The sequence below is a fragment of the Streptomyces sp. NBC_01260 genome, from assembly GCF_036226405.1.
GTDB lineage: Bacteria > Actinomycetota > Actinomycetes > Streptomycetales > Streptomycetaceae > Streptomyces > Streptomyces laculatispora.
In genome coordinates this window covers 2,197,455-2,211,762 of record NZ_CP108464.1, presented here as the reverse complement: position 1 = coordinate 2,211,762, position 14,308 = coordinate 2,197,455, and the positions used below count along the sequence as shown (strand labels likewise).

Here is a 14,308-nt window from a genome sequence, read left to right as displayed (position 1 = left end):
CACTGAACAGTGTGCGCGGTGCCCCTCCCCAACGTGCACTTACGCAGGTCCGGACTACAGACCGGGGTACAGCGGGAACTTCTCGGCGAGCGCGACGACGCGGGCCTTCAGGTCGTCCGCGTCGTAGGACGGCTTGAGGGCGGACGCGATGATCTCCGCGACCTCGGTGAAGTCCTCCGTCCCGAAACCGCGGGTCGCCAGGGCCGGGGTGCCGATCCGCAGACCCGAGGTGACCATCGGCGGCCGCGGGTCGTTCGGGATGGCGTTCCGGTTGACCGTGATGCCCAGCTCGTGGAGGCGGTCCTCGGCCTGCTGGCCGTCCAGCTCGGAGTTGCGCAGGTCCACCAGGACCAGGTGCACGTCCGTGCCGCCGGACAGGACGGAGACGCCGACCTCGGTGACGTCCGGCTGCACCAGACGCTCGGCGAGGATGCGGGCGCCGTCCAGGGTGCGCTGCTGGCGCTCCTTGAACTCCTCGGTCGCCGCGACCTTGAAGGAGACCGCCTTGGCCGCGATCACGTGCTCCAGCGGGCCGCCCTGCTGACCGGGGAAGACCGCCGAGTTGATCTTCTTGGCGAGCTCCTGCGTCGACAGGATGACGCCACCGCGCGGACCGCCGAGGGTCTTGTGCGTGGTGGTCGTGACGACATGGGCGTGCGGCACCGGGCTCGGGTGCAGACCCGCGGCGACCAGACCGGCGAAGTGCGCCATGTCGACCATCAGGTACGCGCCGACCTCGTCCGCGATCCGGCGGAAGGCGGCGAAGTCCAGCTGACGGGGGTAGGCGGACCAGCCGGCCACGATCATCTTCGGCTTGGACTCCTTGGCGAGGCGCTCGACCTCGGCCATGTCCACGACGCCGGTCTCGTCCACGTGGTACGGGACCACGTTGTAGAGCTTGCCGGAGAAGTTGATCTTCATGCCGTGGGTCAGGTGACCGCCGTGGGCCAGGTTCAGGCCCATGATCGTGTCGCCCGGCTTCAGCAGCGCGAACATCGCGGCGGCGTTGGCCTGCGCGCCGGAGTGCGGCTGCACGTTCGCGGCCTCGGCTCCGAAGAGCGCCTTGACGCGGTCGATGGCGATCTGCTCGATCACATCGACGTGCTCGCAGCCGCCGTAGTAGCGGCGGCCGGGGTAGCCCTCGGCGTACTTGTTGGTCAGGACGGAGCCCTGGGCCTCCATGACCGCGACCGGAGCGAAGTTCTCCGAGGCGATCATTTCGAGGGTGGACTGCTGACGGTGGAGCTCGGCGTCGACCGCGGCGGCGACGTCCGGGTCCAGCTCGTGGAGGGAGGAGTTGAGAAGCGACATCAGGTGGTCCCTTGGGGTCTCAGTTGCCGGAGAACGCGGTGTACTCGTCGGCGGAGAGCAGATCGGCCGGCTCCTCCGCGACACGTACCTTGAACAGCCAGCCGCCTTCGAACGGTGCGGAGTTCACCAGCGAGGGGTCGTCCACGACGTCCTGGTTCGCGGCCGTGATCTCACCGGTCACCGGCGAGTACAGGTCGCTGACGGACTTGGTCGACTCCAGCTCACCGCAGGTCTCGCCCGCGGTCACCGTGTCGCCGACCTCGGGAAGCTGGGCGTAGACGACGTCACCGAGCGCGTTGGCCGCGTACTCCGTGATGCCGATCGTGGCCACACCGTCCTCGACGGCCGACAGCCACTCGTGCTCCTTGCTGTACCGCAGCTGCTGGGGGTTGCTCATGACCTGAATTCTCCTGTACGCGGGGGAGTGCTGATGAACGATGGTCTTACGGTGTGAGACAGGACTGCGTCACGTGCGCGGAGCGCTGCCGCGCCCACGGCCTACTTCTCGCGCTTGTAGAACGGCAGCGCCACGACCTCGTACGGCTCGTGGCTGCCCCGGATGTCCACCGCGACGCCCTCGGTGCCGGGCGTGGCGTGCGCGGCGTCGACGTACGCCATGGCGATCGGCTTGCCGAGGGTGGGCGACGGGGCGCCCGAGGTGACCTCGCCGACGACCTGGCCGGCGGCGGTGACGGGGAAGCCCGCCCGCGGCACCCGGCGGCCCTCGGCGACCAGGCCGACGAGCTTGCGGGGCGGGGCGGTCTCGGCGCGCTCGGCGGCGGCCTCCAGCGCCTTGCGGCCGACGAAGTCCCCCTCCTTCTCGAACTTCACGACCCGGCCGAGCCCGGCGTCGAACGGGGTCAGCCCGGTGGTCAGCTCGTGCCCGTACAGCGGCATGCCCGCCTCCAGGCGCAGCGTGTCGCGGCAGGAGAGCCCGCAGGGGATCAGGCCGCGGGAGGCGCCCGCCTCGGTCAGCGCCCGCCACAGCTGCTCGGCGTGCCCGGGGGCGACGAACAGCTCGAAGCCGTCCTCGCCGGTGTAGCCGGTACGGGCGATCAGCGCGGGGACCCCGGCGACGGTGCCGGGCAGCCCGGCGTAGTACTTCAGCCCGTCCAGGTCGGCGTCGGTGACGGCGGCCAGGATGGCGGGGGACTCGGGGCCCTGGACGGCCAGCAGCGCGTACGCGTCGCGGTCGTCGCGGACCTCGGCGTCGAAGCCCTCGGCGCGGGCGGTCAGCGCGTCCAGCACGATCTGGGCGTTGCCCGCGTTGGCGACCACCATGTACTCGGTGTCCGCCAGCCGGTACACGATCAGGTCGTCCAGGATGCCGCCGTCCTCGGCGCAGATCATCGTGTAGCGGGCCCGGCCCACGGAGACGGTGCCGATGTTGCCGACCAGCGCGAAGTTCAGCAGGTCCACGGCCGCCGGGCCGGTGACGGTGATCTCGCCCATGTGGGAGAGGTCGAAGAGGCCGGCCCTCGTGCGCACGGCGACGTGCTCGTCGCGCTCACTGGCGTACCGCAGGGGCATGTCCCAGCCCGCGAAGTCGGTCATCGTGGCGCCCAGCGAACGGTGCAGGGCATCGAGGGCTGTGAGGCGCGGGGCGGTGCTCATTGATATGGCTCCCAGGGCATGACGACGAGGACGATCCCTCCCCATCTGTCATCGGAACCTGAGAGGTTCGCCGAGAGACCCCGCAGGGGTTCGGCTTGCACCTTGGGTGGAGCCGCTGGGCGACTCGCTTTTCAGATCTGCCTCATCCACGCGGTACGGGGCCTGAGAGATTCAAGGGAGGATCTTGCTCCTTCGGCGCCCGGCCCAGTGGCCGGAACTCTCCCGCGCGGATTCAAGCGGCCTTTATGCAGTTGGCCGGGTCATCATCGCACGCATCGCCGGGCCGTGGGGCGCCGGTACCCCACTGGATCCGGCGGGTCGCAAGCTTGTGCCGCATTACCTTTTCTTTACACTTCTTGCAGGTGTGGGTCTGCCGACAGGGGGATGGCGATGACGTTGCAGCGGTACGCGACGACCGCGGGAGCCGCGCACGGCGCGCTGCCCGCACAGCCGGGTGCGCCGGCCCGGGGGGCGCGGGGCCCGCGCGGACCCGTCGTACGGGATCTGCGGGACCGGGCCGGGCGCAGCCCGCGCGGCCTGCACTTCGCGGCGGGCGATGTCGTGGTGGTCTCCGGACTGCCGGGCAGCGGCAAATCGACCCTGATCAGACGGGCCGTGTCCGCCCGCGTCATCGACTCCCAGGACACCAGGGACCGCTGGGCCGGCCTGCTGCCCCGCTTAGTCCCCTACGCCCTCTACCGCCCGCTCGTCCGCGTCGCCCACTACTGGGGGCTGTGGCAGGTGCTGCGCTCCGGCGCCTCCGTCGTCGTCCACGACTGCGGCACCCAGGCCTGGGTGCGCGGCTGGCTGGCGCGCGACGCCCGGCGGCGCGGCCGCATCCTGCACCTCGTCCTGCTCGACGTCACCCCGCAGACCGCGCGGGCGGGCCAGCTCGAACGCGGGCGCGGCGTCTCCGGGTACGCGTTCGCCCGGCACCGCAGGGCCCTGCGGAGGCTGCTGCGGGACACCGAGACGGGCACCCTGCCGCTCGGCTGCGTCTCGGCGGTGCTGCTGGACCGCGAGGCGGCGACGCTGCTGACCCGGATCACCTTCGCGGAGGCACAGAGCGAGGACGGGTAGCCCACTGCCCGATGCCTGGACACCCGGTGCGCGGCGCTAACCTCATGCTGCACGGCACGGGGCGAGAGAGGGAAGCAGTGGACATTCCGGCACAGGGTCACACCACTCCGCAGGGCGGATGGCCGGCCAACGAGCTCGAAGAGGTACTGGGCGCCTCGCTCGGCAGCCCGGAAGCGGGCGGCCGGCTCGTGGAGGTGCTCGGCCGCAGCCACCTCTGGGTGCCCCTGCCCAACGGCGGTGGGCCGGACGCCACCGACCTGGACCTGCCGACACTGGAGATCGACGGCGCACCCTACGTTCCCGTGTTCAGCTCCGAGCAGCAGTTCATCGCCTGCGTCGGCACCCATATGTCCTTCACCGTGGCGCCCGCTGTCGAGTTCGCCCGCGGACTGCCCCCGCAGCTCGGGATCGCGGTGAACCCGGGCGGCGCCGTCGGGATGCCGCTCCCGCCGCCCGCCGTGGCCGAACTCTGCCGGGCCGGACGCACCGTGCTCGACGGACCGTCCAGCGGCGGCCGGGTCCGGCTCTACGAGCCGGACTGGAAGGAGGAGCCCGTCGACTTCCTCTCCGCCGCGGCCGGCGAGTTCGAGGAGAGCGGCGTCGTGCTCAGCGCCCGCAGGGTCCTGGCCAGCATCGAGGGCGGCGACCCCGTGCTCTTCGTCGGCGTCGAGTTCTCGACCTGGGACGGCGCCGGGCGCAACGCCCCCATGGACGCCCTCGGCCGCGCGCTCGGCCGCGTCGAGGTGCAGTGGCCGGTCAATCTGGTGCTGCTCGACGTGGCGCAGGACCCGGTCGCCGACTGGATGCGCGCGAGGATCCGGCCGTTCTACCAGCGCGCCGCCGAGTAGCGCGGCCCGCTGTACCGCGAGGTGACGGCGGCAGCCCATGGCGTCAAGTCGGTGTCAGGACCGGCACCTAAGCTGGTTTGATGGCTGGTGCCTCGGCACCGTGCCGTACCCGAGTGCCCCGGGAGCGGCAGGCCGACACAGTGGATCGAAGAGGGGCGGGACCCAGGGTGAGTGCGTCAGGCATGGGGGCGGCCGATGGGGTCTCCCCTGCTCGAGCGGAGCCGAGAGCTCGGGGAACGGTCGAGCACATGCTGCGCCAAGTGACACCCGGGCGCTACGACGCGTACGAGGCTCTGCTCCAGGCCCTGGCGGGTGACCGGATCTGGATGCTGCTCTGGAACGGCCGGGCCGGTTCGCCCGACGCCCAGTACGGCAACATGGAGGTCGACGGCCTCGGCTACGCCCCCTGTGTCACCTCCGCCCAGGAGCTCTCCGCCAGCGGCTGGAACCGGGCCCATGAGGTGGTGGGCGGCCGCGACATCGCCCGCGCACTGTTCCCCGACCGCTGGGGCATCTGGCTGAACCCGCACGCCCCGGGCGGCGGCGTGGGCATTCCCTGGCTCGATCTGCGGCGGATCGCCACCGGCCTCGACCGGATGCCCGCCGGTCCGCTGCGGATCAGCGACCCCGCCGTCGAGACCCCGCAGTTCTACGCCCAGCTGACGCGCAACGCCCACCACACCCCGGCGATCCGCTCGCTGCGCCGCGCCTGGGTGCAGCCCGCGCTCGGCGTCCCGTACCTCGCCATCGGTCTCGATCTGTACGACACCAGCCAGCCGTCCGTCGACGCGGTGCGCGCGATGATGCAGCAGTCGATCGGCGCGGTCCCGGAGGGGCTGCCGGTCTCCACCGTCGCCATGTCCGACGAGTACGACCCGGTCGCGATGTGGCTGCGCGGCAACTCCCGTCCGTTCTACGACCGTGAATCGCACGCCCCGGCCGGCCGGAGTGGTGTCGTCGCTCCCGGTTACGGCTACCCGCAGGCACCCGGTCCGGCCCCGCACGCCTACTAGGCCCGCCGGACCCGCTCACCGGAGCGGACATAGGTCCCTCCGCCGGACAAGGCCACCGCCCCGGTCACCCAAATAGCCACTCAATAAGGCCTGTTGGGTGTCATGTCCGTTCTGGTGGATTAGTGGCCGAGTGGTCCGCTCACTCGATCAAGCTGTCCGGATAACGGAAGCTCACTGACCGCATCACGTTTGAGCAAACATTCCCCGCCAGGTCTGGCGGGTGATCGCAACTGCGTTGAAGACTCCCGGCTAGTGGGGATCGTCGGCCCTTTGTACGAGGTTGCCCCGACGGACATTCCGCAGATGCTTTTTCGCACCGAGACATCAGCCGCATGAACATGCGTGGCTGACACACGCCTGGCCGTTACCGCGGCGAGCAAGGGCCGGCCACCGCCGGCGGGAGGGGTCAAAGGCACTGTGACCGCACCGATCGAGACCACCGGATCGGCTGCCGAGGCTCAGCCGGAGGCAGTACTCACGGGAGTCAAACAGAGCCAGATCGAAGGCCGTTCGCTCGGGCAGATCGCCTGGACGCGCTTCAAGCGCGACAAGGTGGCCGTTGCCGGCGGCATCGTTGTCATCCTGCTGATCCTGCTCGCCGTTCTCTCCAAGCCGATCCAGGCCGTCTTCGGGCTGGACCCCAACGAGTTCCACCAGGAGCTCATCGACCCCGCGCTGCTCGCCCCCAAGGGCGACTGGGGCGGCATGAGCTGGAGTCATCCGCTCGGCGTCGAACCGCAGTACGGCCGCGACATCATGACCCGGGTCATCGAGGGCTCGTGGGTCTCCCTCGTCGTCGCCGTCGGCGCCACGCTGCTCTCCGTGGTGATCGGCGTCTTCTTCGGCGTGGTCTCGGGGTTCTACGGCGGCTGGGTCGACACGATCATCAGCCGCATGATGGACACCTTCCTGGCCTTCCCGCTGCTGCTGTTCGCGATCTCCATCTCGGCGGCGCTGCAGGACGGAGCCTTCGGTCTGGAGGGGCTGCCGCTGCGGATCGCCGTACTGATCTTCGTGATCGGCTTCTTCAGCTGGCCGTACATGGGCCGTATCGTCCGCGCCCAGACGATGAGCCTGCGCAACCGCGAATTCGTCGAGGCGGCCCGGTCGTTGGGTGCCCGGGGGCCCTTCATCCTCTTCCGGGAGCTGCTGCCGAACCTGGTGGCGCCCATCCTGGTCTACTCCACGCTGCTGATCCCCTCGAACATCCTCTTCGAGGCGGGCCTCAGCTATCTCGGGGTCGGTATCGCCCCGCCGCAGGCCTCCTGGGGCGGGATGCTCACCAACGCGATCGACTTCTACCAGAACGACCCGATGTACATGATCGTGCCAGGCGTGGCCATCTTCGTCACGGTCCTGGCGTTCAACCTGCTGGGAGACGGGCTGCGTGATGCCCTCGACCCCCGCAGCAAGTAGTAGTGCCCGGGCGCTCGTCAAATCGACGGGCGACATGCCATGGCAACCATCGATTGAGGGGAATTTCCTCAGGTGAAGACCAGAAAAACGACAGCGGTGGTTGCCACGGCTGTGGTCCTGATGCTGGGCGCGTCCGCGTGCAACGGCTCCAAGGACGACAACGGCGGCACCGACAACAAGGGCTCCGGCGCCACTGACGCCGGGCTGACGTCGATCGTCAACAAGTCGGACAAGAAGGGCGGGACCGTCAAGATCGAGCTCTCCGACGAGCCCGACTCCCTTGACCCCGGCAACACGTACTACGGCTGGGTGCAGAACCTCTCCCGCCTGTACGGCCGCACCCTGACGTCCTTCAAGCCGGCCGCCGGCAAGGACGGCCTGGAGATCGTCCCGGACCTCGCGGAGGGCCTCGGCAAGCCGAGCGCGGACGCGAAGACCTGGACGTACACGCTGAAGAAGGGTCTCAAGTTCGAGGACGGGACCCCGATCACCTCGAAGGACGTCAAGTACGCCGTCGAGCGCTCCAACTTCGCGCCGGAGGCCCTGTCCAACGGCCCGACGTACTTCAAGGCCCACCTGGCCGGCGGCGACAAGTACAAGGGTCCGTACAAGGACAAGAGCCCCGACGGCATCTCCTCCATCGAGACGCCGGACGACACCACGATCGTCTTCAAGCTGAAGGACGCCTTCGCGGACTTCGACTACCTGGCGACCTTCTCGCAGACGGCCCCCGTGCCGGCCTCGAAGGACAAGGGCGCCGACTACGTCAAGCACATCGTGTCCTCGGGCCCGTACAAGTTCGAGTCGTACGACGAGGGCCGCGGCGCGACTCTCGTGCGCAACTCGAACTGGGACCCGAAGACCGACCCGAACCGCCCGGCCCTGCCGGACAAGGTGACGGTGCGCTTCAAGGTCAAGCAGGAGACGGTCGACAACAACCTGCTCGCCGACAACATCACCGTTGACGGCGCCGGCACCGGTGTCGCCCCGGCCACCCAGCCGAAGGTGCTCACCAAGGCCGACCTGAAGAAGCAGACCGACAACTCGTACGCGGGCGCCACCTCGTACATCGGTCTGAACGTCAACGTGAAGCCGTTCGACAACATCCACTGCCGCAAGGCCGTGCAGTGGGGCGTCGACAAGGCGTCGGTCCAGGCCGCCCAGGGTGGCGACCCCAAGGGTGACGTCGCGACGACCCTGCTGCCGCCCACGGTCAACGGTTACTCGAAGTTCGACCTTTACGAGTCCGCCGGCCACAAGGGCGACGAGGCCAAGGCCAAGGACGAGCTGAAGCAGTGCAACAAGCCGAACGGCTTCGACACCAAGATCTCGGCCCGCTCCGACCGCCCCGCCGAGATGGCCATGGTCACCGCGGTGCAGGCCTCGCTCAAGAAGATCGGCATCAACGCCGAGATCAAGAGCTTCCCGGCCGGTAAGTACTTCTCGAACTTCGCGGGCAACCCGAGCTACGTGCACGCCAACAAGCTCGGCATGATCATGAGCGCCTGGGGTGCCGACTGGCCGACCGGCTTCGGCTTCCTGGACCAGATCATCAACGGCTCGGCCATCAAGCCGTCCGGTGGCAACAACGTCCAGGAACTGAACGACCCGAAGATCAACAAGCTGCTCAACGAGGGCATCGCCAACACCGACACCGCCGCCCGTGAGAAGGCGTGGGGCGACGTCGACAAGGCCGTGGCCGAAGGCGCGACCGCCGTGCCGCTGATCTACCGCAAGAACCTGCTGCTCCGGCCGAAGTCCGCGACGAACGTCACGGTCACCCAGGCCTACCTCGGCATGTACGACTACGTGCTGATGGGTTCCGCCAAGTAGGTACGGCCCCGCTCCCCGGGCCGCGCACCGCGGCCCGGGGAGCGGCCCCCCGGGCCCCCAGAATTGTCCTGAAAGGCAGGTGAAGGCACGGTGTCCGACCGTACGGGTTACCCCCGGCAGACAGATACCGGCGCCGGATAGCTGTGGCTGCGTACATCATCCGACGCGTCTTCGGCGCGGTACTGCTGCTGTTGATCGTCAGCGCAGTCACCTTCGCGATCTTCTTCCTCGTCCCCCGGCTCGCCGGGCAGACGATGGACCAACTGGCGGCCCAGTACGTGGGCAAGGACGCCAATCCGCAGTCCATCCTCGCGGTCAAGCAGAACCTTGGCCTCGACCAGCCGCTGTATGCGCAGTTCTGGCACTTCCTCAAGCAGATCTTCGTCGGCGCCGACTACAAGTTCGGCCCCGACGCCTCGCACTGCGGCGTGCCGTGCTTCGGCTACTCGTTCAAGAACCACGTCGAGGTCTGGCCCGAGCTGTCCGCACGTATCCCGGTCACGTTCTCGCTGGCCATCGGTGCCGCGGTGATCTGGCTGATCAGCGGTGTGGCGATCGGTGTCGTCTCCGCGCTCAAGCGGGGCTCGCTCCTCGACCGCTTCTTCATGGGTGTCGCGCTCGCCGGCGTCTCGCTGCCGATCTTCTTCACCGGCATGCTCGCGCTGGGAGTGCTGACCGTCCAATGGCCGATCTGGGAGGGCGTCAACTACGTCGCCTTCACGGACAGTCCGCTGGACTGGGCCTGGAACCTGCTGATCCCCTGGTGCTCGCTCGCCTTCCTCTACTCCGCCCTGTACGCCCGGATCACCAGAGCCGGGATGCTGGAGACCATGGGTGAGGACTACATCCGTACGGCCCGTGCCAAGGGCCTCAAGGAGAGCGTGATCATCGGCAAGCACGGCCTGCGGGCCGCGCTCACCCCGATCGTCACCATCTTCGGCATGGACTTCGGTCTGCTGGTCGGCGGTGCGGTCATCACCGAGCAGGTGTTCTCGTTCCAGGGCCTCGGCTTCTACGCGATCAAGGGCGTCCAGCAGAACGACCTGCCCATCGTGATGGGCGTGACGCTCATCGCGGCCTTCTTCATCGTTGTCTGCAATCTGCTGGTGGACCTGGTGTACGCCGCCATCGACCCCAGGGTGAGGTACTCGTGACCGAGGTTTCCAAGGCACAGACCACGGTGGCCGGCGAGCCCGCCGCCGCGCCGGCCGGCAGCGACGAGGCCTTCCTCTCCGTCCGGGACCTGCGCATCCACTTCAAGACGGATGACGGCCTGGTCAAGTCGGTCGACGGCGTCAGCTTCGACGTGAAGCCCGGACAGACCCTCGGCATCGTGGGCGAGTCCGGCTCCGGGAAGTCCGTCACCTCGCTCGGGGTGATGGGCCTGCACCGCACGGCCGCCAACGCCCGTATCTCGGGTGAGGTCTGGCTGGACGGCGAGGAGCTGATCGGCGCGTCCGACGCCAGGGTGCGCGAGCTGCGCGGCCGCAAGATGGCCATGATCTTCCAGGACCCGCTCTCCGCGATGCATCCGTACTTCACGGTCGGCGGGCAGATCGTGGAGGCGTACCGGGTCCACAACAAGGTCAGCAAGAAGATAGCCCGCACCCGCGCCATCGAGATGCTCGACCGGGTCGGCATCCCCGAGCCGCACAAGCGGGTCGACGCCCATCCGCACGAGTTCTCCGGCGGTATGCGCCAGCGCGCCATGATCGCGATGGCGCTGGTCAACAACCCGGAACTGCTCATCGCGGACGAGCCGACCACCGCCCTGGACGTCACCGTCCAGGCGCAGATCCTGGACCTGATCCGGGACCTGCAGAAGGAGTTCGGCTCCGCCGTCATCATGATCACCCATGACCTCGGGGTCGTCGCCGAGATGGCCGACGAGCTCCTGGTGATGTACGGCGGCCGGTGCATCGAGCGCGGTTCGGCGGAGAAGGTCTTCTACGAGGCCCAGCACCCGTACACCTGGGGTCTGCTCACCTCGATGCCGCGCATCGACCGTGAGGAGACCGAGCGGCTGATCCCCGTCAAGGGCCAGCCGCCGTCACTGATCAACGTCCCGAGCGGCTGCGCCTTCAACCCGCGCTGCCCGTACGCGGACATCCCCAAGGACGACCTCACCCGCACGACGCGTCCCGAGCTGAAGCAGGTCGGCGACGGGCACTTCTCCGCCTGCCACATGGCACCGGAGGAGCGGACCCGGATCTGGACCGAAGAGATTGCGCCGAAGCTGTGAGCGATCCGAGTGATGTGAGCGACGTGAGTGACGTGAGCGAGAAGAAGAATCCCCCGGTGCTGGAGAAGGACGTGACGATCCCGGAACAGGCCACCTCCTCGCGCGAGCCGCTGCTCAGGGTCGAGGGCCTGGTCAAGCACTTCCCGATCCGCAGGGGACTGCTCGGCCGGCAGACCGCCGCGGTCAAGGCCGTCGACGGCATCGACTTCGAGGTGTACCCGGGGGAGACCCTGGGCGTCGTCGGCGAGTCCGGCTGCGGCAAGTCGACGATGGGCCGGCTGATCACCCGGCTGATCGAACCGACGGGGGGCAAGGTCGAGTTCGAGGGCCGCGACATCACGCATCTGTCCATGGGCAAGATGCGGCCGATGCGGCGTGACGTCCAGATGATCTTCCAGGACCCGTACTCCTCGCTGAACCCGCGGCACACGATCGGCACGATCGTCAGCGCGCCGTTCAGGCTCCAGGGCGTCGAGCCCGAGGGCGGTCTCAAGGATCACGTGCAGGAGCTGCTCCAGCTGGTCGGGCTCAGCCCCGAGCACTACAACCGCTACCCGCACGAGTTCTCCGGCGGGCAGCGCCAGCGCATCGGCATCGCCCGCGCGCTCGCCCTGCGCCCGAAGCTCGTGGTGGCCGACGAACCGGTCTCCGCGCTGGACGTGTCGATCCAGGCGCAGGTGGTCAACCTGCTCGACGACCTCCAGGACGAGCTCGGGCTCACGTACGTGATCATCGCGCACGACCTCTCGGTCATCCGCCATGTCTCGGACCGGATCGCGGTCATGTACCTGGGCAAGATCGTCGAGCTGACGGACCGCAAGTCGCTGTACTCGGCGCCGATGCACCCGTACACCAAGGCCCTGATGTCCGCCGTGCCGGTGCCGGATCCCCGGCGGCGCGGATCGAAAAGCGAGCGCATCCTGCTCAAGGGCGATGTGCCCTCGCCGATCTCGCCGCCCAGCGGCTGCCGGTTCCACACCCGGTGCTGGAAGGCGACGGAGGTCTGCAAGACGCAGGAACCGCCGCTGATCGCGCTGAAGACCGGCCACCAGGTCGCCTGTCACCACCCGGAGAACGCGCCGGACCAGGTGCCCGGCCAGCAGGTGCCGGCCGCGGCCCGGGAAGCGGTCGAGCTGATCACGCCGGCGCAGCCGGAGAGCCCCGCCGAAGCGCCGGCCGAGGCCCCCGCCGGGGACGGTGCCGCGCTCACCGAGGGCGACGCCGCAACACCCTCCGAGCCGGCGGAGGACAGCCCCAAGGAGTAGTACCGGCACAATTGCCCGGTGCTCAACGAACTGTTCACGCCCTCCGTCCAGCATGCGCTCGACATCGTCGGGATCTTCGTCTTCGCGATCTCCGGCGCTCTGCTCGCCGTACGCAAGAACTTCGATGTCTTCGGCATCGCGGTACTCGCCGAGGTCACCGCGCTGGGCGGAGGGCTGTTCCGTGACGTGATCATCGGGGCGGTGCCGCCGGCCGCCTTCACGGATCTCGGGTACTTCACCACCCCGCTGCTCGCCGCCGGTCTGGTCTTCTTCCTGCATCCGCACGTCGAGCGGATCCAGGTCGGCGTCAATGTCTTCGACGCGGCCGGGCTCGGGCTCTTCTGCGTCACCGGGACGGTCAAGGCGTACGACTACGGCCTCGGCCTGACCGCGTCGGCGGCGCTCGGGCTGGCCACCGCGGTCGGCGGCGGTGTGCTGCGGGACGTACTGGCCAACGAGGTGCCCTCACTGCTGCGCTGGGACCGCGACCTGTACGCGGTGCCCGCGATCGTGGGGGCCGCGATGATCGTGCTCTGCATCCGCTTCGACGCGCTCAACGCCTTCACCAGCGGGGCCGCGGTGATCACGGCGTTCGTGCTGCGGCTGCTGGCGCTGCGCTACCACTGGCGGGCCCCGCGCGCCTACAACCGGCGCTCGGCGACAGCCGAGGAGGGATAGAGGACGCCGGGCAGCGCTCCGGCCGTCATCCCACCGACCCGCCCGTCATCTCACCGACCCGAAAAAGCTACCGCTCAGTAACGCGATCGGTGTACCGTGCGTTCCATGGCACAGGCAGCAACGCAGGCGGCACGGACCGCGCAGGCAACCATCGGTGACAGTGAGTTCGACCGGGACACCGCCGTCACCCTTCGCGAAGAAGGCGTCTACGACGCCGAGCTCTCCGCCGGCTGGACGATCATCCACGCCGTCAACGGCGGCTACCTGCTCGCGATGCTCGGCCGCGCGCTCGGTGAGGCGCTCCCGCACGCGGACCCCTTCTCGGTCTCCGCGCACTACCTCACCGCGTCCGTCCCGGGGCCCGCGGTGATCCGTACCCAGGTCGTCCGGACCGGGCGCACCCTCTCCACCGGCGAGGCCTCCCTCTTCCAGTACGCGCAGGACGGCACCGAGGTCGAGCGCATCCGGGTCCTCGCCACCTACGGCGACCTGGCCGCCCTGACCGACGACATCCGTACCTCGGCGAAGCCGCCCGCCATCCCGCCCCGCGAGCACTGCCTGGGCCCGAGCGACGGCCCGGCCCCGATCCCGGGCAGCTCCGCCATCACCGAGCGGCTCGACATCAAGCTCGACCCGGCGACGATCGGCTGGGCCGTGGGGCAGCCGTCCGGCAAGGGCGAGATGCGCGGCTGGTTCGGGCTCGCCGACGGCCGCGACGCCGACCCGCTCTCGCTGCTGCTCACCGTCGACGCACTGCCGCCGACCTCGTTCGAGCTGGGGCTCAAGGGCTGGACCCCCACCATCGAACTCACCACCCACATCCGCTGCCGCCCGGCCCCCGGCCCGCTCCGCGTCTCCATCACCACCCGCAACCTGGCGGGCGGCTTCCTGGAGGAGGACGCGGACGTCTGGGACAGCGCGGACCGGCTGGTCGCCCAGTCCCGCCAGCTCGCCAGGGCGCCGCGCAGCTGACACCCCGCGAGGGCCGGAACCGGGGGATGCTGGTGC

At 69.2% G+C, this 14,308-nt stretch carries 13 protein-coding genes and 1 riboswitch; of the genes, 10 read left to right on the top strand and 3 right to left on the bottom strand.

The features are described 5' to 3' along the window. Positions 1-54: 54 nt before the first annotated feature. The 3 genes from glyA to gcvT form a co-directional block, all read right to left on the bottom strand. Entirely contained in the window at positions 55-1,311 is a 1,257-nt protein-coding gene (gene glyA / locus OG322_RS09625; RefSeq protein WP_123461783.1) for a serine hydroxymethyltransferase, read from the bottom strand. A 19-nt stretch (positions 1,312-1,330) separates the two neighbouring features. Further along, the gene (gene gcvH, locus OG322_RS09620; RefSeq protein ID WP_123461784.1) at positions 1,331-1,708 is read right to left on the bottom strand and encodes a glycine cleavage system protein GcvH; all 378 of its coding nucleotides are present in this window, start codon (positions 1,706-1,708) and stop codon (positions 1,331-1,333) included. A 101-nt stretch (positions 1,709-1,809) separates the two neighbouring features. Further along, complete coding sequence (gene gcvT / locus OG322_RS09615) at positions 1,810-2,925, bottom strand: glycine cleavage system aminomethyltransferase GcvT (RefSeq protein ID WP_123461785.1); 1,116 nt, start codon at positions 2,923-2,925, stop codon at positions 1,810-1,812. 141 nt (positions 2,926-3,066) lie between these two features. Further along, a riboswitch (glycine riboswitch) is annotated at positions 3,067-3,160 on the bottom strand. A 155-nt stretch (positions 3,161-3,315) separates the two neighbouring features. On the opposite strand from gcvT, the gene OG322_RS09610 reads away from it, so the two are divergent. The 10 genes from OG322_RS09610 to OG322_RS09565 all read left to right on the top strand — a co-directional run bounded on the left by OG322_RS09610 (position 3,316) and on the right by OG322_RS09565 (position 14,272). Then, positions 3,316-4,005 (top strand): AAA family ATPase, encoded by a 690-nt coding sequence (locus OG322_RS09610; RefSeq protein ID WP_123462516.1) that lies wholly within the window; start codon positions 3,316-3,318, stop codon positions 4,003-4,005. 77 nt (positions 4,006-4,082) lie between these two features. Next, on the top strand, positions 4,083-4,853 hold the full coding sequence (locus tag OG322_RS09605; protein ID WP_329306294.1) for an enhanced serine sensitivity protein SseB: 771 nt from the start codon (positions 4,083-4,085) through the stop codon (positions 4,851-4,853). Positions 4,854-5,020: 167 nt separating this feature from the next. Then, complete coding sequence (locus OG322_RS09600; protein WP_443066534.1) at positions 5,021-5,866, top strand: enhanced serine sensitivity protein SseB C-terminal domain-containing protein; 846 nt, start codon at positions 5,021-5,023, stop codon at positions 5,864-5,866. A gap of 417 nt (positions 5,867-6,283) precedes the next feature. Further along, positions 6,284-7,282, top strand: a complete 999-nt coding sequence (locus OG322_RS09595; RefSeq protein WP_123461788.1) for an ABC transporter permease — start codon at positions 6,284-6,286, stop codon at positions 7,280-7,282. A gap of 72 nt (positions 7,283-7,354) precedes the next feature. Beyond that, positions 7,355-9,115 (top strand): ABC transporter substrate-binding protein, encoded by a 1,761-nt coding sequence (locus OG322_RS09590; RefSeq protein WP_329306293.1) that lies wholly within the window; start codon positions 7,355-7,357, stop codon positions 9,113-9,115. Between the two features lie 143 nt (positions 9,116-9,258). Then, complete coding sequence (locus tag OG322_RS09585) at positions 9,259-10,269, top strand: ABC transporter permease (RefSeq protein WP_123461790.1); 1,011 nt, start codon at positions 9,259-9,261, stop codon at positions 10,267-10,269. Next, positions 10,266-11,357, top strand: coding sequence for an ABC transporter ATP-binding protein (locus OG322_RS09580; protein WP_123461791.1), 1,092 nt, complete (start codon positions 10,266-10,268; stop codon positions 11,355-11,357). The genes OG322_RS09585 and OG322_RS09580 overlap by 4 nt, the downstream gene beginning before the upstream one ends. A 59-nt stretch (positions 11,358-11,416) precedes the next feature. Beyond that, positions 11,417-12,622, top strand: coding sequence for an ABC transporter ATP-binding protein (locus OG322_RS09575; protein ID WP_398911759.1), 1,206 nt, complete (start codon positions 11,417-11,419; stop codon positions 12,620-12,622). Positions 12,623-12,640: 18 nt separating this feature from the next. Next, complete coding sequence (locus OG322_RS09570) at positions 12,641-13,300, top strand: trimeric intracellular cation channel family protein (RefSeq protein ID WP_123461792.1); 660 nt, start codon at positions 12,641-12,643, stop codon at positions 13,298-13,300. Positions 13,301-13,405: 105 nt separating this feature from the next. Next, entirely contained in the window at positions 13,406-14,272 is an 867-nt protein-coding gene (locus tag OG322_RS09565) for a thioesterase family protein (protein WP_123462520.1), read from the top strand. Positions 14,273-14,308: the final 36 nt, after the last annotated feature.

Excerpts from the sequence above, each read along its gene's own strand:
- OG322_RS09565 (WP_123462520.1), top strand. The coding sequence starts at position 13,406 with ATGGCACAGGCAGCAACGCAGGCGGCACGGACCGCGCAGGCAACCATC.
- glyA (WP_123461783.1), bottom strand. The coding sequence starts at position 1,311 with ATGTCGCTTCTCAACTCCTCCCTCCACGAGCTGGACCCGGACGTCGCC.
- gcvH (WP_123461784.1), bottom strand. The coding sequence starts at position 1,708 with ATGAGCAACCCCCAGCAGCTGCGGTACAGCAAGGAGCACGAGTGGCTG.
- OG322_RS09610 (WP_123462516.1), top strand. The coding sequence starts at position 3,316 with ATGACGTTGCAGCGGTACGCGACGACCGCGGGAGCCGCGCACGGCGCG.
- gcvT (WP_123461785.1), bottom strand. The coding sequence starts at position 2,925 with ATGAGCACCGCCCCGCGCCTCACAGCCCTCGATGCCCTGCACCGTTCG.